This is a genomic window from Streptomyces sp. NPDC053755, assembly GCF_040677675.1.
GTDB lineage: Bacteria > Actinomycetota > Actinomycetes > Streptomycetales > Streptomycetaceae > Streptomyces.
Map to the genome: position 1 here is coordinate 32,074 of NZ_JBFASK010000025.1, position 21,786 is coordinate 53,859.

The 21,786-nt window shown below is 72.9% G+C and carries 20 protein-coding genes and 3 pseudogenes; 7 read left to right on the forward strand and 16 right to left on the reverse strand.

All coding sequences use genetic code 11. The features are described 5' to 3' along the window. Positions 1–28: 28 nt before the first annotated feature. On the reverse strand, positions 29–244 hold the full coding sequence (locus AB0K65_RS22880) for a hypothetical protein (protein ID WP_365719338.1): 216 nt from the start codon (positions 242–244) through the stop codon (positions 29–31). 374 nt (positions 245–618) lie between these two features. On the opposite strand from AB0K65_RS22880, the gene AB0K65_RS22885 reads away from it, so the two are divergent. Together AB0K65_RS22885 and AB0K65_RS22890 are read left to right on the forward strand one after the other, a co-directional pair. Then, positions 619–1,998, forward strand: a complete 1,380-nt coding sequence (locus AB0K65_RS22885) for an FAD-dependent oxidoreductase (protein ID WP_365719340.1) — start codon at positions 619–621, stop codon at positions 1,996–1,998. Between the two features lie 202 nt (positions 1,999–2,200). Further along, a complete protein-coding gene (locus tag AB0K65_RS22890) occupies positions 2,201–3,856 on the forward strand; it encodes a LuxR family transcriptional regulator (protein ID WP_365719342.1) in 1,656 nt (551 codons plus the stop codon). Positions 3,857–4,068: 212 nt separating this feature from the next. Here the strand turns inward: AB0K65_RS22890 and AB0K65_RS22895 are convergent, their stop codons facing one another. Then, the gene (locus tag AB0K65_RS22895) at positions 4,069–4,761 is read right to left on the reverse strand and encodes a TerB family tellurite resistance protein (RefSeq protein ID WP_365719344.1); all 693 of its coding nucleotides are present in this window, start codon (positions 4,759–4,761) and stop codon (positions 4,069–4,071) included. A gap of 286 nt (positions 4,762–5,047) precedes the next feature. Continuing rightward, complete coding sequence (gene leuA, locus AB0K65_RS22900) at positions 5,048–6,805, reverse strand: 2-isopropylmalate synthase (RefSeq protein ID WP_365719346.1); 1,758 nt, start codon at positions 6,803–6,805, stop codon at positions 5,048–5,050. A 323-nt stretch (positions 6,806–7,128) separates the two neighbouring features. Between leuA and AB0K65_RS22905 the strand changes: the two genes are divergently transcribed. Beyond that, positions 7,129–8,223, forward strand: a complete 1,095-nt coding sequence (locus AB0K65_RS22905) for a M4 family metallopeptidase (protein ID WP_365719348.1) — start codon at positions 7,129–7,131, stop codon at positions 8,221–8,223. A gap of 127 nt (positions 8,224–8,350) precedes the next feature. Further along, entirely contained in the window at positions 8,351–8,614 is a 264-nt protein-coding gene (locus AB0K65_RS22910) for a protealysin inhibitor emfourin (protein ID WP_365719350.1), read from the forward strand. Between the two features lie 86 nt (positions 8,615–8,700). Here the strand turns inward: AB0K65_RS22910 and era are convergent, their stop codons facing one another. From era to AB0K65_RS22935, 5 genes and pseudogenes are all read right to left on the reverse strand, one after another. Beyond that, positions 8,701–9,642 (reverse strand): GTPase Era, encoded by a 942-nt coding sequence (era, locus tag AB0K65_RS22915; RefSeq protein ID WP_365719352.1) that lies wholly within the window; start codon positions 9,640–9,642, stop codon positions 8,701–8,703. Positions 9,643–9,672: 30 nt separating this feature from the next. Further along, positions 9,673–10,163, reverse strand: a pseudogene (locus AB0K65_RS22920) (DUF916 domain-containing protein); the annotation flags it as partial. 152 nt (positions 10,164–10,315) lie between these two features. Next, entirely contained in the window at positions 10,316–10,678 is a 363-nt protein-coding gene (locus tag AB0K65_RS22925) for a cytidine deaminase (RefSeq protein ID WP_365719354.1), read from the reverse strand. A gap of 27 nt (positions 10,679–10,705) precedes the next feature. Next, positions 10,706–11,428: a hypothetical protein gene (locus AB0K65_RS22930; protein WP_365719356.1), complete on the reverse strand. Its 723-nt coding sequence runs from the start codon at positions 11,426–11,428 to the stop codon at positions 10,706–10,708. Between the two features lie 165 nt (positions 11,429–11,593). Beyond that, a pseudogene (locus tag AB0K65_RS22935) lies at positions 11,594–11,926 on the reverse strand (XRE family transcriptional regulator); the annotation flags it as partial. Between AB0K65_RS22935 and AB0K65_RS22940 the strand changes: the two are divergent. After that, positions 11,919–12,083: pseudogene (locus tag AB0K65_RS22940) on the forward strand (MFS transporter); the annotation flags it as partial. The pseudogenes AB0K65_RS22935 and AB0K65_RS22940 overlap by 8 nt on opposite strands. 16 nt (positions 12,084–12,099) lie before the next feature. Here AB0K65_RS22940 and AB0K65_RS22945 read toward each other — a convergent pair. The 5 genes from AB0K65_RS22945 to AB0K65_RS22965 all read right to left on the reverse strand — a co-directional run bounded on the left by AB0K65_RS22945 (position 12,100) and on the right by AB0K65_RS22965 (position 16,639). Next, positions 12,100–12,453 carry an MmcQ/YjbR family DNA-binding protein gene (locus AB0K65_RS22945; RefSeq protein ID WP_365719358.1) on the reverse strand — a complete coding sequence of 118 codons (354 nt, stop codon included), beginning with the start codon at positions 12,451–12,453 and terminating at the stop codon, positions 12,100–12,102. Beyond that, positions 12,450–13,736, reverse strand: coding sequence for a hemolysin family protein (locus AB0K65_RS22950; protein WP_365719360.1), 1,287 nt, complete (start codon positions 13,734–13,736; stop codon positions 12,450–12,452). Before AB0K65_RS22950 ends, AB0K65_RS22945 begins: the two co-directional genes overlap by 4 nt. 16 nt (positions 13,737–13,752) lie before the next feature. Next, positions 13,753–14,250, reverse strand: a complete 498-nt coding sequence (gene ybeY / locus AB0K65_RS22955; protein ID WP_365719362.1) for an rRNA maturation RNase YbeY — start codon at positions 14,248–14,250, stop codon at positions 13,753–13,755. Between the two features lie 12 nt (positions 14,251–14,262). Next, positions 14,263–15,285 (reverse strand): PhoH family protein, encoded by a 1,023-nt coding sequence (locus tag AB0K65_RS22960; protein ID WP_365719364.1) that lies wholly within the window; start codon positions 15,283–15,285, stop codon positions 14,263–14,265. A 241-nt stretch (positions 15,286–15,526) separates the two neighbouring features. Continuing rightward, positions 15,527–16,639, reverse strand: coding sequence for a PfkB family carbohydrate kinase (locus AB0K65_RS22965; protein WP_365719366.1), 1,113 nt, complete (start codon positions 16,637–16,639; stop codon positions 15,527–15,529). 248 nt (positions 16,640–16,887) lie between these two features. Here AB0K65_RS22965 and AB0K65_RS22970 point away from each other — a divergent pair, with 248 nt between their 5' ends. Then, positions 16,888–18,225 carry an MFS transporter gene (locus AB0K65_RS22970; protein ID WP_365719368.1) on the forward strand — a complete coding sequence of 446 codons (1,338 nt, stop codon included), beginning with the start codon at positions 16,888–16,890 and terminating at the stop codon, positions 18,223–18,225. A gap of 150 nt (positions 18,226–18,375) precedes the next feature. Then, a complete protein-coding gene (locus AB0K65_RS22975) occupies positions 18,376–18,714 on the forward strand; it encodes a hypothetical protein (protein ID WP_365719370.1) in 339 nt (112 codons plus the stop codon). Positions 18,715–18,868: 154 nt separating this feature from the next. Here AB0K65_RS22975 and AB0K65_RS22980 read toward each other — a convergent pair whose 3' ends face one another. The 3 genes from AB0K65_RS22980 to AB0K65_RS22990 form a co-directional block, all read right to left on the reverse strand. Then, positions 18,869–19,582 (reverse strand): DUF4232 domain-containing protein, encoded by a 714-nt coding sequence (locus AB0K65_RS22980; protein WP_365719372.1) that lies wholly within the window; start codon positions 19,580–19,582, stop codon positions 18,869–18,871. A gap of 291 nt (positions 19,583–19,873) precedes the next feature. Next, on the reverse strand, positions 19,874–20,872 hold the full coding sequence (locus AB0K65_RS22985) for an adenosine deaminase (RefSeq protein ID WP_365719374.1): 999 nt from the start codon (positions 20,870–20,872) through the stop codon (positions 19,874–19,876). A gap of 4 nt (positions 20,873–20,876) precedes the next feature. Further along, a complete protein-coding gene (locus tag AB0K65_RS22990; RefSeq protein WP_365719376.1) occupies positions 20,877–21,779 on the reverse strand; it encodes a ribonuclease Z in 903 nt (300 codons plus the stop codon). Positions 21,780–21,786 lie beyond the last annotated feature (7 nt).

A 21,786-nucleotide genomic window follows, 5' to 3' on the forward strand; every position in this document is an offset into this window, starting at 1 on the left:
GGGCCGGCCCGGTGCCGGACCACGGCCGTCAGGGGACCTCGCCCCGGCTCCGGGCGTTGGCGTACGCCGTCGCGGCGCGCAGGCGCTCCGCCGCGGTGGCCTCCCGGACCCCGTCCGGCTGCGCCTCCCACTCCCGCCCGCCGCCGAGCGGTCTCAGCCGGAGGTACGGGCCTTCGTGCCCCATGACCGTGCCGACCTTCCCGGTGCGGATGTCGACGGCGTACGAGCCGATGGGCAGTGTCACGGCCGTCCCCCTTCCCGTGGCAGTACGGCGGCCTCTCGGCCCGCCGTCTCCACCGTGCGTTCCCCGGCCTCTTCCCGAAGCTCTCCTACGGCCCCGGGTCGCGGCCGCTCACGTTCTTCCTTCACCCACGCGTGCTTCCCCGAATCGCTTTCCCGGTTACCGCATCCGGGGTGGTGCCACCTCCCTAGAATCGGCAGATGCGCAGGTCCCAGGACCGCACCGACGGGATCTCCAGCCTCCGCTTTGAGAAGTCATAAGTTCGGCTTATGGGGTCATAGACAGGGGGCGGGTACCGGTTCTCGCGAGTGAGTAATTAGGGTGACCTAAGTGACGGCAGTCCTCGCCGTCACGTCGCTTGCGAAGGGAACCCAGACATGCCCCGCCCTCTCCGGGTCGCGATCGTCGGCGCCGGCCCCGCCGGGATCTACGCCGCCGATGCGCTGCTGAAGTCCGAGGCCGCCGCCGAGCCGGGCGTGTCGATCGACATCTTCGAGCGGATGCCGGCACCCTTCGGTCTCATCCGCTACGGCGTCGCTCCCGACCACCCCCGCATCAAGGGCATCATCACCGCCCTGCACCAGGTGCTCGACAAGCCGCAGGTCCGCCTCTTCGGCAACATCGACTACGGCACCGACGTCCACCTGGACGACCTGCGCGCCTTCTACGACGCCGTGGTCTTCTCGACGGGCGCCATGGCCGACCGCGAGCTCCGCATACCCGGCGTCGAGCTCGACGGGTCCTACGGCGCCGCCGACTTCGCCTCCTGGTACGACGGGCACCCCGACGTGCCGCGCACCTGGCCGCTGCACGCCGAGAAGGTCGCCGTGCTGGGCGTCGGCAACGTGGCCCTCGACATCGCCCGCATCCTCGCCAAGACCGCGGAGGAACTGCTGCCGACCGAGATCCCGCCGAACGTCCACGAGGGCCTCAAGGCGAACAAGGCCGTCGAGGTCCACGTCTTCGGCCGCCGTGGCCCCGCACAGGCGAAGTTCAGCCCCATGGAGCTGCGCGAGCTGGACCACTCCCCCACCATCGAGGTCATCGTCAACCCCGAGGACATCGACTACGACGAGGGCTCGATCGCGGAGCGCCGCAAGAACAAGCAGACCGACATGGTCGCCAAGACCCTGGAGAACTGGGCGATCCGCGACATCGGCGACCGCCCGCACAAGCTCTTCCTGCACTTCTTCGAGTCGCCGGTCGAGATCCTCGGCGAGGACGGCACGGTCGTCGGCCTGCGCACCGAGCGCACCGAGCTGGACGGCACAGGCAACGTCAAGGGCACCGGCGCGACCACCGACTGGGACGTCCAGGCCGTCTACCGCGCCGTCGGCTACCTCTCCGACGAGCTGCCCAAGCTCCCCTGGGACGCCGTCTCCGGCACCGTGCCGGACGAGGGCGGCCGGGTCATCGAGGAGGGCGGCGCGCCCATGCCGTCGACGTACGTCACCGGCTGGATCCGTCGCGGCCCCGTCGGGCTCATCGGCCACACCAAGGGCGACGCCAACGAGACGGTCGCGAACCTCCTCGACGACTTCGCGCACGGCCGGCTCCTCACGCCCGCGAACCCGGAGACGGACGCGGTCGTCGCCTTCCTGGAGGGCAAGGGCCTCACGTACACCACGTGGGAGGGCTGGTACGCCCTCGACGCCGCCGAGAAGGCGCTCGGCGAGGCCGAGGGCCGCGAGCGCGTGAAGATCGTCGAGCGCGAGGACATGCTCCGCGCGAGCGAGGCGGTCACCCCGCGGCGGTAGCGGCACGCACGCCGTTCGGCCGGAACGGGCCCGACTCGCGGGAGTACCCCCGGGTCGGGCCCGTTCCCGTGCCCCCGGCTTCCCCGCGCTCCGAGGGCCCCGCGATCTCCGTGTCCTTCCCGCGCCCCCTCCCCGCAGGGCCAGGGCGGCGCGGCCGGGCACGCGCTCCTACCCTGGAGGGGCGGAAGGGAAGTGAGCGGCGATGGCCGTCCCCGTCGGAGAGGCACCGGTCCTGGAGCGGGCGCGGGACGCGGGGGCCCGGGAATCCTGGGCCGAGGCGTACGCGCTGCTGTGCGAGGCCGACCTGCATCCGTCCGCCGCCCTGGACCCCGGCGACCTGGACGTCCTCGCCGACGCGGCCTGGTGGACGGGGCACGTCGACGGGTCGATCGCCGCTCGGCTGCGCGCCCAGGCCGGGTACGCGGCGGCCGGGGACCACCGCGGGGCGGGCCGCGCCGCCTGGTGGCTGTCCTTCGAGTACCGCCGTCTGGGACGGCCCGCGGCCGCCGCCGGCTGGCTGCACCGGGCACGGCACCATCTGGAGCACGTGCCGGACAGCCCCGAGCAGTGCTATCTGGCCTGGAGCGACGCGGAGGAGGCGCGGGAGCACCACGACCTCGGCGCGGCGCTCGCCGCGGCGCTGCGCATGGACCTCGTCGCCCGCCGCTCCGGCGACCCGGACCTGATCGCCCTGAGCCGTCAGGCGCGGGCGGCCGTCCTCCTGGCGAGCGGCCACCGGTCACGCGCCCTGGGGCTCCTGGACGACGTGATGGGTCCGGTGACGGCGGGGGAGCTGAGCGCGATGACGACCGGCAGGCTCTACTCGCTCGTCCTGACCCGCTGCCGTGAGGCGGCGGACCTCGGCCGCGCGGCGGCCTGGACGGACGCGGCGATGTCGTGGTGCGAGACACCGTGGTCCGGCCGCCGCCGGGACGCGGCGGCCGGGAGGAACGGGCCCCTCACGACACCCGCGCCGACCGGTCCGGCGGCCGGCGGCCCCGCGGCCGCACCGGACGGGGCACGGGCCGGCGGTGGACACCCCGCGGGCCGGGACGCCGGGGGCGAGGGTCTTCGTACGGGGTTTCCCGCCGGCGCGTGGCACGGCGCCGGCAACCCCTTCCGGGGCCTCTGCCGGATCCACCGGGTCGAGGTGCTCGATCTGCTGGGGATGTGGACGCTCGCCGAGGCCGAGGCGGCGCGGGTCTGCGCCGAGGTGCTCCCGGACGGCCTGGAGGCGGCCGCCGCGGCCCACTACGCCGCCGGGGAGATCCGGCGCAGGCAGGGGCGGCTCGACGAGGCCGTCCGGTCGTACTCCCACGCCCACGCGCTGGGCCGCGTCCCGCAGCCGGGCCTCGCACTGCTGCGGCTCGCCCAGGGCCGGACGGACGCCGCCGTGGCCGGGCTGCGGCCGGCGCTGCTGCGTCGCGGCGACCCGCCGCACGATTCGCTGGGCCGTGCCGGACTGCTCGCCGCGCGGACGGAGGTGGCGCTGGCGGTCGGGGACGAGGACGGCGCGGCGCGGGCCGTCACGGAGCTGGAGGGACTCGCCGGTGACGCGCCGTTCCTGGAGGCCGTGGCCGGCACCGCTCGTGGCGCCCTGGCACTGGCCCGGCACGAGCCGGCACGGCGGCCGCTGCGCCGGGCCCTCGCGGGCTGGCGGGAGCTGAGGGTGCCGTACGAGGCGGCGCGGGTACGGCTGCTCCTCGCCGCCGCCGAGCGGGCCGCGGGCGACGAGGACGCCGCCCGGCGCGCGCTCAGGGCCGCACGGACGGCGTTCGAGGAGCTGGGCGCCCTGCCGGACGCCGCACGGGCGACGACGGCGCTCTCCCAGGCCGGGCGGCCCGGGGCCGCCGCCTAGGGAGTGGCGCGAGCGCCGTCCGCCCCGAGGCGGCGGGTCGCGGCGGCCGGTGGGCGCGCTCGCGCGGCGGAGAGGGAGAATGGCGGAGCCCTGGGGACCGACGACCACGCGGCTGGGGGCACCTCCCGTGCCCGAAGGGCTTCGGGGGAGTGCGTGCAGGGCGTCGCGACCCAGGCGGGACTCCACGGACACGACCTGGCGAGGCCCCCGCGTCAGAGCAGGGTCCTCGCGGTGGCCAGGAGGCGGGCGGTCTCGTCGGCGCACAGGGCCAGCGCGTTGCCGACGGTGCACAGGACGTCCCGCTCGGCCGGGCTGTACGCCCCGTCGGCGAGGGCGATCCGGGCTCCCTGGAGCAGGATCGTCTCGCGCCCGGAGGCCGCCAGGTGCGGGGTGAGCGGTTCCAGGGCCTCGTGCAGCTCGATCGCGAGGGCGGCGCCGCCCTCGCCCACGTCGGGGAGGAAGCGGCCGGTGTCGGCGGCCAGCGCCTCGACGAGGTCGGTGAGCTGGGTGGCGGTGCACTCGTCGAACCCGGCGGCGCGCACCGCCGTGACCGCGGTGTCCACCGCCGTACGCGAGGAGGTGCCGCCCGCGGCCAGGACGGCGAGGGCGACCGTGTGCACGGCGTCCCGCAGCATCGCGGAGAAGCGGCTCGTCGTCGGGTGGTCGAGCACCTCCGTACCGAAGTGGGTGTGGCAGGCGGCGCACTCGACGACCGGCCCGGCGTACCCGCGGGGCAGGACCGGCACTCCCAGGACGGCGAACCGGCGACGGCCGGTGCGTCGTCGGTAGTTGCGGTCGCCGCCGCACTCCTCGCAGAAGAACTCGCCGTCCCCGACGGTGTTCCAGGAAGTACGGATGCCGCAGACGCCCACTTTGCGACCACGTGACTCTCGGGCAGACCGCACGTCGCACCTCCCTTAACGACACGGCAACACTGCCGACGTGGGCGTGATGTTAGCCACATCCGTGATGTGACGTCAGCACCTCGTCGGCAGATCGCCGCCGACATGGCCGAGACGCACCACGGGCTCCGCCCGCCCCGAGGAGGCGGGCGGAGCCCGAAACAGGCGGTCCACCGACGGCTTCCCGGCCGCCCGCCCGGTCTCCGGGCCGCTCGGGACGGCCGGGCCGGGGTGGGACGGGAAAAACCGTTGGCCGGAATCGATCGCTGCGTCGATGCCCGTACGAGGGTCAGCGCGCGGCGCGGTTGACGGCCGAGATGACCGCCTTCAGGGAGGCGCGGGTGGTGTTGGCGTCGATGCCGATGCCCCACAGGACCTTGCCGTCGATGGCGCACTCGATGTACGAGGCGGCCTGCGCGGAGGCGCCCTCGCTCATCGTGTGCTCCTGGTAGTCCAGCAGCCGGGCGTCCACGCCGATCGCCTGCAGGGCGGCGAAGAAGGCCGAGATCGGGCCGTTGCCGGAGCCGCTCAGGACGGTCTCGGCGCCGTCCACGACCGCCTCGACGGTCAGGGTGTCGGTGCCGTCCGTGTCGGAGGTGGTCTGGCCGGAGCGCAGCTGGATGCGGCCCCAGGCGTTGTCCGGGTTGGGCAGGTACTCGTCCTGGAAGACCGACCAGATCGCGGCGGGGGTGATCTCGCCGCCCTCGGTGTCCGTCTTCTGCTGGATGATCTTCGAGAACTCGATCTGCATCCGGCGCGGCAGGTCCAGCTTGTGGTCGTTCTTCAGGACGTACGCGATGCCGCCCTTGCCCGACTGGGAGTTGACCCGGATCACGGCCTCGTAGGAGCGGCCGACGTCCTTGGGGTCGATGGGCAGGTAGGGAACGGCCCACTCGATGTCGTCGACCGTCTTGCCCGCGGCGGCCGCGTCGGCCTCCATGGCGTCGAACCCCTTCTTGATGGCGTCCTGGTGGGAGCCGGAGAAGGCGGTGTAGACCAGGTCGCCCGCGTAGGGGTGGCGCGGGTGGACCTCCATCTGGTTGCAGTACTCGGACGTGCGGCGGATCTCGTCGATCTGCGAGAAGTCGATCTGCGGGTCCACGCCCTGCGAGAACAGGTTCATGCCCAGGGTCACCAGGTCGACGTTGCCGGTGCGCTCGCCCTGGCCGAACAGGCAGCCCTCGATGCGGTCGGCGCCGGCCATGATCGCCAGTTCGGCGGCCGCCACCGCCGTACCGCGGTCGTTGTGGGGGTGCACGGACAGACAGATGTACTCGCGGCGCGTCAGGTTCCGCGACATCCACTCGAACCGGTCCGCGTGCGTGGACGGCGTCGAACGCTCCACGGTGGCGGGCAGGTTCAGGATGATCTCACGGCCCTCCTCGGGCTGCCAGACGTCGCAGACCGCCTCGCAGACCTCCAGGGCGAAGTCCAGCTCGGTGTCGGTGAAGATCTCCGGGCTGTACTGGTAGCCGAAGATCGTCTCGTCGCCCAGCAGCTTGTCGGCGTACTCCATCACCAGGCGCGTGCCGTCGACGGCGATCTGCTTGATCTGCTCCTTCGAGCCGCGGAAGACGACCCGGCGGAACGTGGGCGCGGTGGCGTTGTACAGGTGGACGGTGGCGCGCTTGGCGCCGACCAGGGACTCCACCGTCCGCTCGATCAGGTCCTCGCGGGCCTGGGTCAGGACGGAGATGGTGACGTCGTCCGGGATCGCGCCCTCTTCGATGATGGAGCGCACGAAGGCGAAGTCGGTCTCGCCGGAGGACGGGAAGCCGACCTCGATCTCCTTGTAGCCCATGCGCACCAGCAGGTCGAACATCTCGCGCTTGCGGGCCGGGGACATCGGGTCGATCAGGGCCTGGTTGCCGTCGCGCAGGTCCGTGGACAGCCAGCGGGGGGCCTGGGTGATCCGCCGCTCGGGCCAGGTGCGGTCGGGAATGTGCACCGCTTCGTACCGGCCGTACTTGTGGATCGGCATCCCGGACGGCTTCTGCATACGGGTGGCGTTGGTGACGGGCGTGGGGCGGCCAACGGGCTGGGACATCGCGTAGGGCTCCTCGGGTCCAGCGGGAGTGGGGGTCCCCCCTGCTCGGAGAGCTCGGGGGAGGCCGACTGTCTGAACGCAACACCAGGTCCCGCGGGGAGGGGGTCGGCCTACGACTACAGGCCCTCGCCGCGGCAGCTAAGGAGAAGCAGCCCGAAACGCATGATGTGCCGCAGCCTAGCTCAGGGACGGTGGAGGCGGACGTCCCGTTTCAGTATGCGGGACGGTCGGGGCGTCAAGCCCAAAGAGTGACCATCATCCCATTTCGCCAATCATCGTCTCAGCTCGTGACAGCAGGGTCACGGAGTGCGACATTGCGTGACATGACCTCCCCCGCGCGCATCCACGCGCAGCACCGCCCCGTCTTCTGCCCGATCGTGCCTCCGCACCTTCTGGAGAAGCTGGCCCGCAGCGAGAACCCGGCGGTCGCGGCCGGCGCCCGCCACACCCTGATGGCGGACGCCCGCCACCGGACCGGCCGCGGACTCACCGCGTCCCTCACCCCCAGGACGCCCACCGCGCCCGCCCCGCCCGCCTCCCGAGCGCCCGAGGCCCGCCCGCGGCGCACCGTGTACGACGCGCGCCGCCTGACCGCGCTGCCGGGCGTCGAGGTGCGCGGCGAGGGGGACGAGGCGACCGCCGACGCCACGGTCAACCGCGCCTACGCCGGGCTCGGCGCCACCTTCGGTCTCTTCCTCGACGCCTTCGGCCGGGACTCGATCGACGGCTCCGGCCTGCCGCTGAGGGCGACGGTCCACTACGACGAGAACTACGGCAACGCGTTCTGGAACGGCGAGCAGATGGTCTTCGGGGACGGGGACGACGAGATCTTCCTCGACTTCACCCTTCCCGTGGACGTCATCGGCCACGAACTGACCCACGGCTTCACGCAGTACACCGCCAACCTGGAGTACTTCGGCCAGTCCGGCGCGCTCAACGAGTCGGTCTCGGACGTCTTCGGCTCGCTGGTCAAGCAGTACACGCTCGGCCAGAGCGCCACGGAGGCCGACTGGCTGATCGGGGCGGGCCTGTTCCACCCGGACGTCCAGGGGACCGCGCTGCGCTCGATGAAGGCGCCGGGCACGGCGTACGACGACGACGTCCTCGGCAAGGACCCGCAGCCGGGCCACATGGACGACTACGTCCGCACCAGCCAGGACAACGGCGGGGTGCACATCAACTCCGGCATCCCGAACCACGCCTTCTACCTGACGGCCGTGGAGCTGGGCGGCCATGCCTGGGACCGGCCCGGGCAGATCTGGTACGACGTGATGACACGTGCGTCGCTCACCCCCGAGACGCGGTTCACCGAGTTCGCGCGGGCCACGGCGAAGGCGGCGAAGGCGCGGTACGGCGACGGGGCGGAGATCCAGGCAGTCCTGAAGGCGTGGGCGGCCGTGGGCGTCCCGACGGACTGACGCCAGGGCGCGGGGGGCAGCCGTCCTGGCGGGGGGCGACCCGCGAAGGGGCGGCGGGCAGCCGTCCTGGCGGGGGACGTCCGGCGGACGGGCCGGGAGGCGGCGGGCGGGCTGGTAGACAGGACGCATGCGGATTCGAGTGCGGCGCACCGGCGGCTTCGCCGGCATCGAGCGTTCGGCGGAGGTGGACACCTCGGCCCTGTCCGACGCCGGGCAGTGGCACGCCCTGGCCGTCACGGTCCTCCAGGAGGGCGCGGACGACGGCCGGGGGGTGCCGGACGGCTTCTCGTACGAGATCACGATCGACGGCGAGACGGTCCGCTGCGGGGACCCCCGGGTGACCGAGGCGCAGCGGGCCCTGATCAGGAAGGTCCTGAAGGAGGGCGCCTGACGCCCTCCCGCCCCGCCCCTCCTCGCGCCGGGCGTCTCAGGTCGTGTCCGTCGGATCCCGCCTGGGTCGTGGTGTCCGGAGACGCCCTAGAAGCCGAGCTTGCGCAGCTGCTTCGGATCCCGCTGCCAGTCCTTGGCGACCTTGACGTGGAGGTCGAGGAAGACCGGCGTCCCGAGCAGCGCCTCGATGTGCTTGCGGGACTTCATGCCGACCTCCTTCAGCCGGCTGCCCTTCGGGCCGATGATGATGCCCTTCTGGCTGGGGCGCTCGATGTAGACGTTGGCGTGGATGTCGAGCAGCGGACGGTCCGCCGGGCGGTTCTCGCGCGGGATCATCTCCTCGACCACCACGGCGATCGAGTGCGGCAGCTCGTCGCGCACGCCTTCGAGCGCGGCCTCGCGGATCAGCTCCGCGACCATCACCTGCTCCGGCTCGTCCGTGAGGTCGCCCTCCGGATAGAGCGGCGGGGACTCGGGCAGCAGCGGGATCAGCAGGTCGGCGACGAGCTGGACCTGCTGGTCGCCGACGGCGGAGACCGGGACGATCTCCTGCCACTCGAAGCCCAGCTCCTTGCCGAGCTGGTCGATGGCGATGAGCTGCTCGGCGAGCGTCTTGGAGTCGACCAGGTCGGTCTTGGTGACGATCGCGACCTTCGGGGTCTTCTTGATCCCGGCCAGCTCCTTGGCGATGAAGCGGTCGCCGGGGCCGAGCTTCTGGTCGGCGGGCAGGCAGAAGCCGATCACGTCGACCTCCGCCCACGTCGTGCGCACGACGTCGTTCAGGCGTTCCCCGAGGAGCGTGCGGGGCTTGTGCAGGCCCGGCGTGTCCACCAGGATCAGCTGCGCCTCGGGGCGGTGCACGATGCCGCGGACGGTGTGCCGGGTGGTCTGGGGCCGGTTGGAGGTGATCGCCACCTTCTGGCCGACCAGAGCGTTCGTGAGAGTGGACTTGCCCGCGTTGGGGCGGCCTACGAAGCAGGCGAAGCCGGCCCGGTGGACGGCTTCGGTTTCAGGGTTACGAGCGCTCATGGAGGCCATTCTCCCCGATGCGGGACCTCGTCACGTACGCAGAGCCCGCCGGCGTCGCGGCCGCAGGCCGATCAGCGCCGCCGCCGCCCCGGCGAGGACGGTCGCCGCGGCGAGCCACGGCAGCGCCAGGAAGCGCACGCGCGCCGTCTCCCGCACGTCCCTCGCCGTGGCCGTCAGGGTCACGTCACCCCAGTCGAACCGCGGTGATCCCGTCCACCGCTCCGTCAGGCGGATCTTCTGCCCCGGGGCAGCGGCTCGGCGGGGATCCCCGTGAGGTCGCGGTCGAGCAGGGTGCGGCCGAAGAGGCCCTCGGCGCGCAGGACGACCTTCGGGTCCAGGGTGATGTTGCCCCGGTTGTGCAGGGTGTACGACAGGAGGGCGCCGCTCGTGCCGGCGCCGGGGACCGGCGGCCGGTCCTGGGCGAGGGTGACGTCCTCGACGGCGAGGGCGGGCACGGTGGGGCCGGTCACCCGGAGGTGGACCCGGGCCCCGACCGCCCGCCTGGGGCCCGGCGGGACGCCGGACCCCCGCGCGCGTCGTCCGCGCCGGTGGGCCTCCCGGGCCCCGGAAGCCTTCGAGGCCGTCCGCGAGTCCTTCGGGACGGCCCTCCGGGCGGGCGCTCCGGGTCGGCGCTGCGGACAGTCCTCCGAAGCGCCACGTCGGGCCTGCGGCCTCAGCCGGCCGTGACCGCCACGCGCAGCTGCCCGTCCGGACCGGCGAGCAGGACCGGGGTCTCGGCCCCGCCGAGGTCCCGAACCGCCGCGCGGTCCGCGTCGGAGGCGGCGTCGGCGTTCGAGACGACGGCGGCGGCCTCCAGCGACCGGGCCCCGCTGGCCACGGCCATGGCGACCGCGGTCTGCAGCGCGCTCAGCTTGAGCGACTCCAGGGCCACGGTCCCCGCCACGTAGGTGCGGCCGGTCTCGTCCCGTACCGCCGCACCCTCCGGCACACCGTTGCGGGCGCGGGCGCTGCGCGCCAGCGTGATGATCTTGAGGTCCTCGGCGCCGAGATCGCCGTGCTCGCGGTTGAGTGTCATGCCCCGAGGATAGGCCGGGGCACGGGGTCAGCTCTGGGCGCCCTTGACGAACTTGTCGGTGGCGACCTTGGCGAGGGCGTCGAAGTCCTTCTTCCCGGCGGCGTCGGCGAGGTGCAGGAAGCGCATGACGCCGGCGCCCTGGCGAACGAGGACGATGTTCGGCTCGATCGTGATGCCGGGCGCGACCTCCGTCGACATCTGCAGGGCGAGCGCCTCCTCGGCCCCCTGCGGGGCGGTGATCTTCTTGACGGCCACCTTCATCTTGCTGCCGTCGACGTCGGCGGTGAACGCGGGACAGGCGTCCAGAGCGGTGCCCAGCTTCTTGATGTAGTCCGCGGCGCCGGCATCCGCGAAGGTCACGACCTCTTCGGAGATCTCGGAGTCGTTGTTGCCCACGGCGAAGTCGGCGCTCGCGCCCTTGGTGGCGCCGGCGATGTCGCCGCCGAGCATGGGGGCGAGCGGCTCGCACTCGGGCTTGTCGACCTTGTAGACGGCCGAGGACTCCTCGTGCTTGGTGGTCTTCCAGCCCGAGGGCAGGTCCTTCAGCTCCAGGACGGCGGCCTTCATCTGCGCGGTCGTCAGCGGCGAGGCGGCCGCCGGGGCAGCCGACGTGGTCTGCTCGGCGGGCTTGTCGGCGGCCTTGTCCTTGCCGCCGTCCTTGCCGCCGTCCGAGCCGCCGCACGCGGCGACCAGGGAGAGCGCGGAGACGGTGAGAGCGGCCGCCAGGCCGTGGCGGATGCGAGTGCGCATGGTGAACGGAACCCCTTGTGGGTGCGGGTGAGTTGGGAGGGACCGGCACCGGTGGGAGGGGGAGCGGCCGGATCTTGAGGAGGATATAGGTCGCCTGTGACGGTCCTGTGAGCAGGTACCGCCCTCCCCGGTCCTCCCGGATGCCGGCCGACCGGACCGCTCCGTTCAGCCCGCCACCGGGAACATCGCCCCGCGCCGGCCCTCCGGGGAGACCAGCCACTCCAGCTTCGCCTCCGTGTCCGCCTCCGCCAGCGGGGTGTGCCTCACGATCACCAGGTCCGGCCGGGCCGGGACCCTGAGCTGGGTGGACTCGACGACCAGCGTGCCGACCAGCGGGTGCTGAAGCTCCTTGCGGACCTGGCCGCCCGGCATGACGTCCCGCCGCTCCCGCAGCGCGGCGAACTCCGGGCTCGCCTCCCGGGCCTCCTCGATCACCGCGCGGAAGCCGTCGTCCTCCGGGCGGTCCGAGCAGGCGGCCCGGTACTGGGCGACGACCCGGCAGGTCGGCCTCACCGTCGGCATCCCGCTGCTCGGGGTCCTCGCGACCACCGGCGGGGACCTCTACGGCGGCGTCCGCACCGTCCTGGCCGTCGACGCGGCGGTCGTCCTGATGGCGGCCCTGGTGGTGGCCCTGGGCCTGCGCGAGCGAGGGTAGGGACGGCCCGGTGACCTCAGGGCCGGTCCAGGCGGAGGCGTACCGCCTTGGGGAGGCCGGCGACCACCAGGTCGTAGGAGTCCTCGATGAGCTCCCGGACCATGCGGTCCGGGAGTCCGCCGACGGTCACCGTGTTCCAGTGCCGCTTGTTCATGTGGTAGCCGGGAGCGACGGCCGGGTGCTCCTCCCGGAGGCGTTCGGCCTCCTCCGGTTCGCACTTGAGATTGATCCGGAGCGGCTCCGCGTCCAGCGCCGAGAGCGCGAACATCTTTCCGGCGACCTTGAAGACGGAGGTCTCCGGGGTGAAGGGGAACTCCTCCGTCGCGTCGTTGAAGTCCAGGCAGAAGGCGCGCAGCTCGTCGGGGGTCACTCCGGCGTCTCCTCCGGTTCCACCAGGACGGTGACGATCTTGTTCCGGCGGCCGGCGGGGGACTCGGCCGTCAGCCGCAGCGAGCGCCCGTCCGGCAGCTTCACGACCGCCTTGGCCCCGGCGATCGGCACCCGGCCCAGCGCCTTGGCGAGGAGGCCGCCGACGGTCTCCACGTCCTCGTCGTCGTACTCGTCGGCGCCGAGCCCGTACAGCTCGCCGAGGTCGCCGATGTCGAGGCGGGCCGTGACGCGGTAGCGCGCGTCGCCCAGCTCCTCGACCGGCGGCAGCTCGCGGTCGTACTCGTCGGTGATCTCGCCGACGATCTCCTCCAGGATGTCCTCGATGGTGACGATCCCGGCCGTGCCGCCGTACTCGTCGATGACGACGGCGACGTGGTTGCGCTCCTGCTGCATCTCCCGCAGCAGGTCGCCGGCGTTCTTGGTGTCGGGCACGAAGGCGGCCGCCCGCATCGCCGTCGAGACCAGATCGGCCTCGGCGTCCCGGTTGATGTGCGTCTTGCGGACCAGGTCCTTCAGATACACGATGCCGACGATGTCGTCCTCGTTCTCGCCGGTGACGGGGATGCGGGAGAAGCCGGAGCGCAGCGCCAGCGTGAGGGCCTGGCGGACGGTCTTGAACCGCTCGATGCAGATCAGGTCGGTCCGCGGGACCATCACCTCGCGGACGAGCGTGTCGCCGAGCTCGAAGACGGAGTGCACCATACGGCGCTCGTCGTCCTCGATCAGCGACTCCTGCTCGGCGAGGTCGACCATGGCCCGCAGCTCCGCCTCGGAGGCGAAGGGGCCCTTGCGGAATCCCTTGCCGGGGGTGAGGGCGTTGCCGATGAGGATGAGCAGCTGCGGGATCGGGCCCATGATCCTGGCCAGCGGCAGCAGGACGTACGCGGCGGCGGTCGCCGTGTTCAGCGGGTGCTGGCGGCCGATGGTCCGTGGCGATACGCCGACGGCGACGTACGAGACGAGGACCATCACCCCTATGGCGATGAGCAGCGCCTCCCAGGTGCGGGAGAACTCCTCGAGGCAGGCGTACGTGACGAGGACGCCGGCCGCCATCTCGCAGGAGACGCGGACGAGCAGCGCGACGTTGAGGTAGCGCGTGGGGTCGGAGGCGACCTGGGTGAGCTTGTCGGCGCCGCGCCGCCCGGACCGTACGGCCTCGGCGGCGCGGAAGCTGGAGACGCGGGCGATCCCGGCCTCGGCGCAGGCGGCGAGCCAGGCGACGATGACCAGGGCGACCGCGCCGAGGATCAGCGATGCGTTCATCGGGTGCCGCGCGCCGTCAGGAGACGGTCGGGGCGGGGGACGGGCCGGTGTGGCCCTTCTCCGCGCGCCAGCCGTCGACGATGGCCGCCTGCAGGCCGAACATCTCGGCCTTCTCGTCGGGCTCCTCGTGGTCGTAGCCCAGGAGGTGCAGCACGCCGTGGACGGTCAGCAGCTGGAGCTCCTCGTCCATGGAGTGCCCGGTCGGCGCCTCCTCGCCCTGCTTCTTGGCGACCTCGGGGCAGAGCACGATGTCGCCGAGGAGCCCCTGCGGGGGCTCCTCGGTGTCCTTCGACGGCGGGCGCAGCTCGTCCATCGGGAAGGACATGACGTCCGTCGGACCGGGGAGGTCCATCCACTGGATGTGCAGCTGCTCCATGGCCTCTTCGTCCACGACGATCACCGAGAGCTCGGAGAGCGGGTGGATGCGCATCCGGGTGAGGGCGTAGCGGGCGATGTCGAGGATCGCCTGCTCGTCGACCTCGGTTCCGGACTCGTTGTTGACGTCGATCGACATGGTGCGGCTGGTCTACTTCCCGTTGCGGCTGTCGTACTGCTCGTACGCGTCGACGATACGGCCGACGAGCTTGTGCCGTACGACATCGTGGGACGTGAGCCGGGAGAAGTGGACGTCGTCCAGGCCTTCCAGGATCTCCTGCACCTGGCGCAGACCGCTCTTGGTGCCGCCGGGCAGGTCGACCTGGGTGATGTCGCCGGTGATGACGATCTTCGAGTCGAAGCCGAGCCTCGTCAGGAACATCTTCATCTGCTCGGGGCTGGTGTTCTGCGCCTCGTCGAGAATGATGAACGCGTCATTGAGCGTGCGACCGCGCATGTACGCCAGCGGGGCGACCTCGATCGTGCCCGCGGCCATCAGCTTCGGGATCGAGTCGGGGTCGAGCATGTCGTGCAGCGCGTCGTACAGAGGCCGCAGATAGGGGTCGATCTTCTCGTAGAGCGTGCCCGGCAGGAAGCCGAGACGCTCGCCCGCCTCGACCGCCGGCCGGGTCAGGATGATCCGGGTGACCTGCTTGGACTGCAGGGCCTGGACCGCCTTGGCCATGGCCAGGTACGTCTTGCCGGTACCGGCCGGGCCGATGCCGAAGACGACCGTGTGCTTGTCGATGGCGTCGACATAGCGCTTCTGGTTGAGGGTCTTGGGGCGGATGGTGCGTCCGCGGCTGGAGAGGATGTTCTGCGTGAGCACCTCGGCCGGGGTCTCCTGGCCTGCCTCCGCCTTGCCGTTCTCGCTCGCCCTGAGCATGGCGATCGAGCGTTCCACTGCGTCCTCCGTCATCGGCTGCCCGGTGCGGAGCACCAGCATCATCTCGTCGAACAGGCGCTGGATCAGCGCGACTTCCGCCGCCTCGCCGACCGCGCTGACCTGGTTGCCCCGGACGTGGATGTCCGTCTTGGGGAAGGCCTTCTCGATCACGCGCAGAAGTGCGTCACCGGAGCCGAGAACGGTCACCATCGGATGCTTGGCGGGGACGGTGAAGTGGGCGCGGGTCTCGCCCGGTGCGCCATTGCGGGCTGTGGGTGTCTGAGTCATGGGCCGGCACTGTGGCCTGCACATACCTCCCGTTGCAGGGTTCTCGCCGCTCGACAACCTCTGGAGACCAAGCCTACGACTTGGCGGTGACAAGTCCGAAGTCTTTTCCACGGGCGGTGCGACCGGCGCCTGGGCGGGCCGGCGCGGGCACGGGCCAGGCGCAGACAGGGGCGGGCGCAGGCACGGGCCAAGCGCAGGAAGGGACCAGGCGCAGGGGCGGGCCGGCCCCGCGGGCCCTGGCTCAGGCGCTGCGCCGGAAGCCGATCGTGGGGACCGCCCGCCGCAGGGGCCAGGGCCGGGAGGCGGCCGGGAGCAGCCGCTCCAGGAAGGCGTAGCGTCCCCGCAGGGCCTCGGGGTCCTGGCAGACGTGGCCCTGGACGTGCTGCCACCAGGCGGCGACCTCCCCCCAGCCGGGGGCGGAGAGCGAGCCGCCGAACTCCTGGACCGACAGGGCGGCCGTCAGCCCGGCGAAGGCCAGCCGGTCCGCGAGCGGCCAGTCGGCGAGCGTTCCGGTGACGAAGCCGGCCACGAAGACGTCCCCGGCGCCCGTGGGATCGAGGGCGGAGACCTGGATGGCGGGGACCTCTGCGGTCTCGCCGGTGGCCCCGTCGACCGCGTAGGCGCCCTCGGCACCCAGCGTGACCACGGCGTAACGGACCTTGTCGGCGAGGGCCCGGGCCGCGGCGCGCGGGCAGTCGGTGCGGGTGTAGCGCATCGCCTCCTGGGCGTTGGGCAGGAATGCCTCGCAGTGCTCCAGGTCGGTCAGCCCGTCGAGGTTCCAGCGGCCGGTCTCGTCCCAGCCGACGTCGGCGAAGACCTTCGCCCCGCCGCGGGCCGCCTGGGCGACCCACTCCTCGGCGCGCCCCGGCGCGAGGGAGGCGACGGCGGCGCGCGCGTGGGGCGGATAGGCGGGCAGGGCACCGTCCAGCGGCGGGGCCTCGTGGCCGTGGGAGACCATCGTGCGCTCGTCCTCGTACGCCATGGAGACGGTGACCGGGGAGTGCCAGCCGGGGACGGTGCGGGAGAGCGAGAGGTCGATGCCCTCGCCCTGCTCGAGGGCGTCCCAGCAGTACTCGCCGTAGTGATCGTCGCCGAAGGCCGCGGCGAGCGAGGTGCGCAGCCCGAGCCGGGCGAGCGCGGTGGCCATGTTGGCGACCCCGCCGGGGCTGGACCCCATGCCCCGGGCCCAGGACTCGGTGCCGCGCACGGGGGCGCTGTCCAGGCCGGTGAAGATGATGTCGAGGAAGACGGTGCCGGTGAGGAAGACGTCGCAGTCCGGGTCGGTGGGTTCCCGCAGGCGCACCAACGGGTCGACCCCGGCGTCGTGTTGCTGGTCTCCCCTTGGTGTGGTCACGGCGGCTCCCCGGTCGTGGTGCGGATCAGGTCAGTGTGCCCGATGGGGGTGGGGTGACGCGGGTTGGCAGAGCCGGGAAGCGGCCGCCCCTACCCGTCGGAACCGACACCAAACCCATTGTGTCCCAGATCACACACCGGGAGAGTGTTCCCGGCTTCTCCCCGGCCTCGGTCACTTGGTTACATAGTTCCGCGATCCCGTGCAACACCGGGCGCTCCACCCCCTCTTCTTCCTCTTCTGGAACGCCCATGTTGTCGCGCCCGCGCGCCCTGGGGCCTCTCGTCGCCCTGTTCACGGCCGGTTACCTCGCCCCGTACCTCCTGCCGACCGTCGTCGGCCGGCTCTCCGCCGGACTCGGCCTCACCCCCGCCCAGGCGGGTCTGGTGGGGTCGGTCCTCCTGCTCGCCTCCGCGTCCGCCGGTTTCACGCTCGCCGCGCGCGTGGAACGGATCGGCCCGCGCCGCGCGGCGCGGATCGGCCTGCTGGCCATGGGCTTCGGCTACGGCACGGCCGCGCTCGGCGCGAGCGTCCCGCTCGTCGTCGGCGGCGCGGTCGTCGGCGGCTTCGGCTCCGGTACGGCGACGGCGGTGGCCGCGACCGGGATCGCCGCTCGACGGGACCCGCACCGCGCCTCGACGCTGGGCCTCCTGTCGGTCTCGGCGGCGGCGGGCGCGCTCTATCTGACGCTGCCGCACCTCGGCGGGGGTCACGCGCTGCCGTTCGCCTCGATCGCCCTGGCGGCGCTGCTGGTCTGGCCGCTGACGTCGGGTCTGGCGGCCGGGCCCCGGCGGGGCGGTGCGCGGAGGGCCGTGACGGTGACCGCACCGGTCTCCGCCCCGCTGCCCCACCGGCGCTCGGGCATGGTGCTGGCCGCGGGGATCGTCCTGTGGTCGATGGCGCAGAACGCGCTGTGGGGCGTGAGCGGCCGGATCGGGCTGACCCAGGCCGGACTGAGCGAGGTCACCGTCGGTGCCGTCTTCGCGGTGGCGCTCGGCGCCGGTCTGCTCGGGGTCACCGCGGCGGGCGCGCTCGGCGCGCGCCTCGGCCGGGCCGTGCCGATCGGGGCCGGTACGGCGGTCATCGCCTGCTGCGTCCTGCTGAGTTCGGCGGCCGGGAGCCTGCCCGCCTTCGCGGCCGGCGAGGTCCTCTGGAACCTCTTCTACCCGGTGGTCCTGTCCTACCTGCTGGGTCTGGCCGCGTCCCTGGACCCGCGCGGCCGGTGGGCGGTGCTGGTCGGCTCGGCGTCCTCGCTGGGCGTGGCCTGCGGACCGGTCGTCGGCAGCGTCCTGTCGGAGGCGGCCGGGTACCCCGGCATGGGCCTCGTGCTCTGCGTCGTGCTCCTCCTGGTGGCGGCCCCGATGACGGCGGTCGCCCTGCACACCTCGGGCCGGCCGCTGGTGCCGGGCTCCGTCCGCCGCCGCGGCGGCGCCCCGGCTGCGGTGGTCGCGGGCACGACGAGCGCCTCCACCGGCCTGCTGCCCCAGATCGGCGCCCCGGAGCAGGAGATCGCGGAGCTGCCCGTGGCGACCTCCCGCCGGGCCGTCCAGCGTTCCTTCCGTCTGGCCCGCCCCGCCGACCGGGGATAGCGCCCCGGTCAGCCCGCCCCGCGGGCGCCGGGCCCTTTGTGTGACGAGATGGGATAGGGGACATCCGGGTGGTGAACGGGACGTACCGCAACCGCCACGAGCCGTCCCGTACTCCTCCAGGTCAGTCGCACGACACCTGAGGAGGCACTCATGAACGGGCTCCAGACCTTCCCCATGGCCCCGACCGCGCTCTCGGACCTCGACCCCTACCGCTTCCCCGCCGCCCTCGCCCACGAGGGTCCCGAGGACCCCCGGACGGTCCTGGGGATCATGGGGCACGGCGACCGCCCGCTGCCGGCACCCGCCCCCGCGAGCCGCCTGCCGATGCCGCTGGAGCCGGAGGACCGCCGCCGGCTGGACCTGCACGCGGCGCTCACCACGGCTGGTGTGGCGCCCCTGCCGGGCGACCTGGCGGCCATCGAGGCGCTGTGCCGGCTCGACGACGCGACCCACACCGCGCTCCAGCGGTGGATCACCCACGTCCTGTGAACCGCCGCCCGGAGCCCTTCGGACGTGCCTTCCCCGCCCGGGGACGACCGGCCGTGACGCCCAGGGCCGCGCGGAGCCGCCGCGGGCCCCGGCCGCCGGGCCGACCGGGGCGCTCCGGCCGGGAGGGCGACCCCGCGTGGCACGGGTGTACGGATCAGAACTCGTCCGCGCCGTCCCGCAGCTGCGGCGTCCAGTAGCCGGTCAGCCACTTCGCCGGGTCCACGGCGATGCCCGCCGCGCCGGGCGCCCGCACCGCGATCACCTCGTCGCTCCCCTGGAGCGTGACGGAGAAGTCCGTCACCGGCTCGTTGTGCTCGTCGACACCGCCGTCCGACAGCTTCACCCGGGCGTAGGCGGGGGCGCCGGCCGTCAGGAGGACGGGAGCGGCGGGCTTGCTCTTGGCGACCGCCGGCACGTTCTGCCGGTGGCTCTCCAGGAACTGGATCTCCGGGAAACCGTTCAGCCGGCAGGTCTGGCGCGAGGTGTTCCGCGCCGTCAGGACGAGGTGGGTGTGGGGCGGTCCGTCCTCCAGCGCGGCGCTGAGGGTGACGTCCTGGGGCGTGCAGGCGCGGGTCGTGGCGGCCCGGCCGCCGGTCGCCTTCCCGGCACCGGTCCCCCGCACGGTGCCGGTGTTCCCGCCGCTGGTGGAGCCGCCGTCCGTCGTCTCGCCGCCGCCCGACGCGGGCGGCGCGGTGGAGGTGGAGGCGGCGGGTACGGGGTCGCCTGCCACGGAGGCGGTGGAGCCGGCCGGGGCCGAGCCCGCCGCCTTCGGCACCGAACCGTCCCCTCCACAGGCGGTGAGCGTCAGGGTGAGGACGGCGCCGGCCGCGGTGGCGAGGACGGCGGTGCGGTTACGGAACGTACGCATGGGTGTTCCCCCGTAGGTGATGGCGTGGATCTGTCCGACGCGGCGCCGGGTGATCCGGCGGCGCTGGACACCACCGTGCCCGGCGGACGGGCGCCGCCGCCATGGTTCCCCGCCGACGCGGGACGCGGGAACGTTCCACCCCCATTGACCTGCGGAGACGACCGTTCCTGGAACGCCGGGACGGGACGGCCGACTCGCCGTCCCGTCCCCGTTCGGCGTCGTGCCGCCCGCCGGTCCACGCCGCCCCCCGGCCCGGCGCTCCGGCCCGGGGGGGGGGGGCGGCTCCCGCGGCTACTCCGCGTCGAAGTCGTACGCCTCGACCTCTGCGAGGTACCGCTGCCTGCGGGCCTCGTCGTCCTCGAGGAACGACGCCTCGAAGGAGTTGCGGGCCAGCGTCCGCAACTGGTCGCGGCTCAGATCCAGCGCGCCGCGCACCGCGGCGAACGTGTCGCCGACGTAGCCGCCGAAGTACGCCGGGTCGTCGGAGTTGACCGTCACCTTCAGACCCGCCGCCATCATCGCGGCCAGCGGGTGGTCCTCCAGGACGTCGATCGCCCTCAGCCGTACGTTCGACAGCGGGCACAGCGTCAGCGGGACCCGCTCGCGGACGAGCCGCTCGACCAGCCCGGGGTCCTCCATCGCGCGCAGCCCGTGGTCGACGCGCTCCACGCCGAGGAGGTCCAGGGCCTCGCGGATGTACGCCGGCGGCCCCTCCTCGCCCGCGTGGGCGACCTTGCGCAGTCCGAGCGCCTCCGCCGCCGCGTAGACCTCGCGGAACTTCGACGGCGGGTGGCCGACCTCGGCCGAGTCGAGGCCCACACCGGTGATCCGGTGCAGGTACGGCTTCGCCGCCTCCAGGGTCGCCATCGCCGACTCGGCGGACTCGTCGCGCAGGAAACACATGATCAGCCGGGTGGAGACGCCGTGCCGCTCCTCCGCGCCGTCCAGCGCCGTCGCCAGTCCCTCCACGACCGTGCCGATGCCCACGCCGCGTGCCGTGTGCGCCTGCGGGTCGAAGAAGATCTCGGCGTGCCGGACCCCCTGGGCCGCGGCCCGCGCCAGATAGGCGTCGGCGAGTTCGGTGAAGTCCTCGGCCGTACGCAGGACGGCCATCAGCTCGTAGTACAGGTCGAGGAAGGACTGCAGGTCGTCGAAGAGGTACGCCTTGCGCAGGTCCTCGGTGCCGGCGTACGGCAGGGTCACGCCGTTGCGGGCGGCGAGCGCGAAGGCCAGCTCCGGTTCCAGGGTGCCCTCGATGTGGAGGTGCAGTTCGGCCTTGGGGAGGGGCATGGATCTATCTTTTCGGTAGGGGGACCCTCATGAGGTCCTGGGCGATGCTCAGCTCCCCCTCGAACCCGGCCGCTCGCGCCTGGCGTTCGAACTCCGCCGGGTCGTCGTAGCGCTGCGAGAAGTGGGTCAGCACGAGATGCCGTACCCCCGCCTCGCGCGCCACTCCGGCGGCCTGTCCGGCCGTCAGATGGCCGTGGTCGGTGGCGAGCCTGACGTCCTCGTCGAGGAAGGTCGACTCGATGACGAGCATGTCGGCGCCTTCCGCGAGCACCCGCACACCGTCGCACAGCCGGGTGTCCATGACGAACGCGAACCGCTGGCCGCGCCGCACCTCGCTGACCTGGTCGAGCGTGACCCCGTCGAGGACGCCCTCGCGCTGGAGCCGGCCGACGTCCGGGCCCCTGATCCCGTGCTCGGCGAGCTTCGCCGGAAGAATGCGCCGCCCGTCGGGCTCGGTCAGCCGGTAGCCGTACGACTCGACGGGGTGCGAGAGGCGGTACGCGTCGAGCGTGTACGCGTCGGTGACGACGAGGGGGCCGTCGGCGGCGACCGGGGCCTCCGCCAGCTTCACGGTCTCGCGGTAGGCCGTGGCGTACCGCAGCCGTTCGAAGAAGCGCTGCCCGCTCGCCGGGTAGTGCGCGGCGACCGGATGCGGGACCTGGTCGAGGTTGATCCGCTGGATCACCCCGGCCAGGCCGAGCGAGTGGTCGCCGTGGAAGTGCGTGACACAGATCCGGTCGATGTCGTGGGCCGCGACGCCGGCCCGCAGCATCTGGCGCTGGGTGCCCTCGCCGGGGTCGAAGAGGATGCCCTGGCCGTCCCAGCGCAGCAGATAGCCGTTGTGGTTGCGGTGCCGGGTGGGGACCTGGCTGGCCGTGCCGAGGACGACCAGTTCACGTACGGACACGACCGGT

Bases quoted from the DNA above. Each gene is read 5' to 3' on its own strand.
- AB0K65_RS22925 (WP_365719354.1), bottom strand. From the start codon at position 10,678: ATGACACTCAACCGCGAGCACGGCGATCTCGGCGCCGAGGACCTCAAG.
- AB0K65_RS22950 (WP_365719360.1), bottom strand. From the start codon at position 13,736: ATGAACGCATCGCTGATCCTCGGCGCGGTCGCCCTGGTCATCGTCGCC.
- AB0K65_RS22910 (WP_365719350.1), top strand. From the start codon at position 8,351: ATGCGGATTCGAGTGCGGCGCACCGGCGGCTTCGCCGGCATCGAGCGT.
- ybeY (WP_365719362.1), bottom strand. From the start codon at position 14,250: ATGTCGATCGACGTCAACAACGAGTCCGGAACCGAGGTCGACGAGCAG.
- AB0K65_RS22975 (WP_365719370.1), top strand. From the start codon at position 18,376: ATGAACGGGCTCCAGACCTTCCCCATGGCCCCGACCGCGCTCTCGGAC.
- AB0K65_RS22890 (WP_365719342.1), top strand. From the start codon at position 2,201: ATGGCCGTCCCCGTCGGAGAGGCACCGGTCCTGGAGCGGGCGCGGGAC.
- AB0K65_RS22980 (WP_365719372.1), bottom strand. From the start codon at position 19,582: ATGCGTACGTTCCGTAACCGCACCGCCGTCCTCGCCACCGCGGCCGGC.
- AB0K65_RS22885 (WP_365719340.1), top strand. From the start codon at position 619: ATGCCCCGCCCTCTCCGGGTCGCGATCGTCGGCGCCGGCCCCGCCGGG.
- AB0K65_RS22985 (WP_365719374.1), bottom strand. From the start codon at position 20,872: ATGCCCCTCCCCAAGGCCGAACTGCACCTCCACATCGAGGGCACCCTG.
- leuA (WP_365719346.1), bottom strand. From the start codon at position 6,805: ATGTCCCAGCCCGTTGGCCGCCCCACGCCCGTCACCAACGCCACCCGT.
- AB0K65_RS22930 (WP_365719356.1), bottom strand. From the start codon at position 11,428: ATGCGCACTCGCATCCGCCACGGCCTGGCGGCCGCTCTCACCGTCTCC.
- AB0K65_RS22905 (WP_365719348.1), top strand. From the start codon at position 7,129: ATGACCTCCCCCGCGCGCATCCACGCGCAGCACCGCCCCGTCTTCTGC.
- era (WP_365719352.1), bottom strand. From the start codon at position 9,642: ATGAGCGCTCGTAACCCTGAAACCGAAGCCGTCCACCGGGCCGGCTTC.
- AB0K65_RS22970 (WP_365719368.1), top strand. From the start codon at position 16,888: ATGTTGTCGCGCCCGCGCGCCCTGGGGCCTCTCGTCGCCCTGTTCACG.
- AB0K65_RS22960 (WP_365719364.1), bottom strand. From the start codon at position 15,285: ATGACTCAGACACCCACAGCCCGCAATGGCGCACCGGGCGAGACCCGC.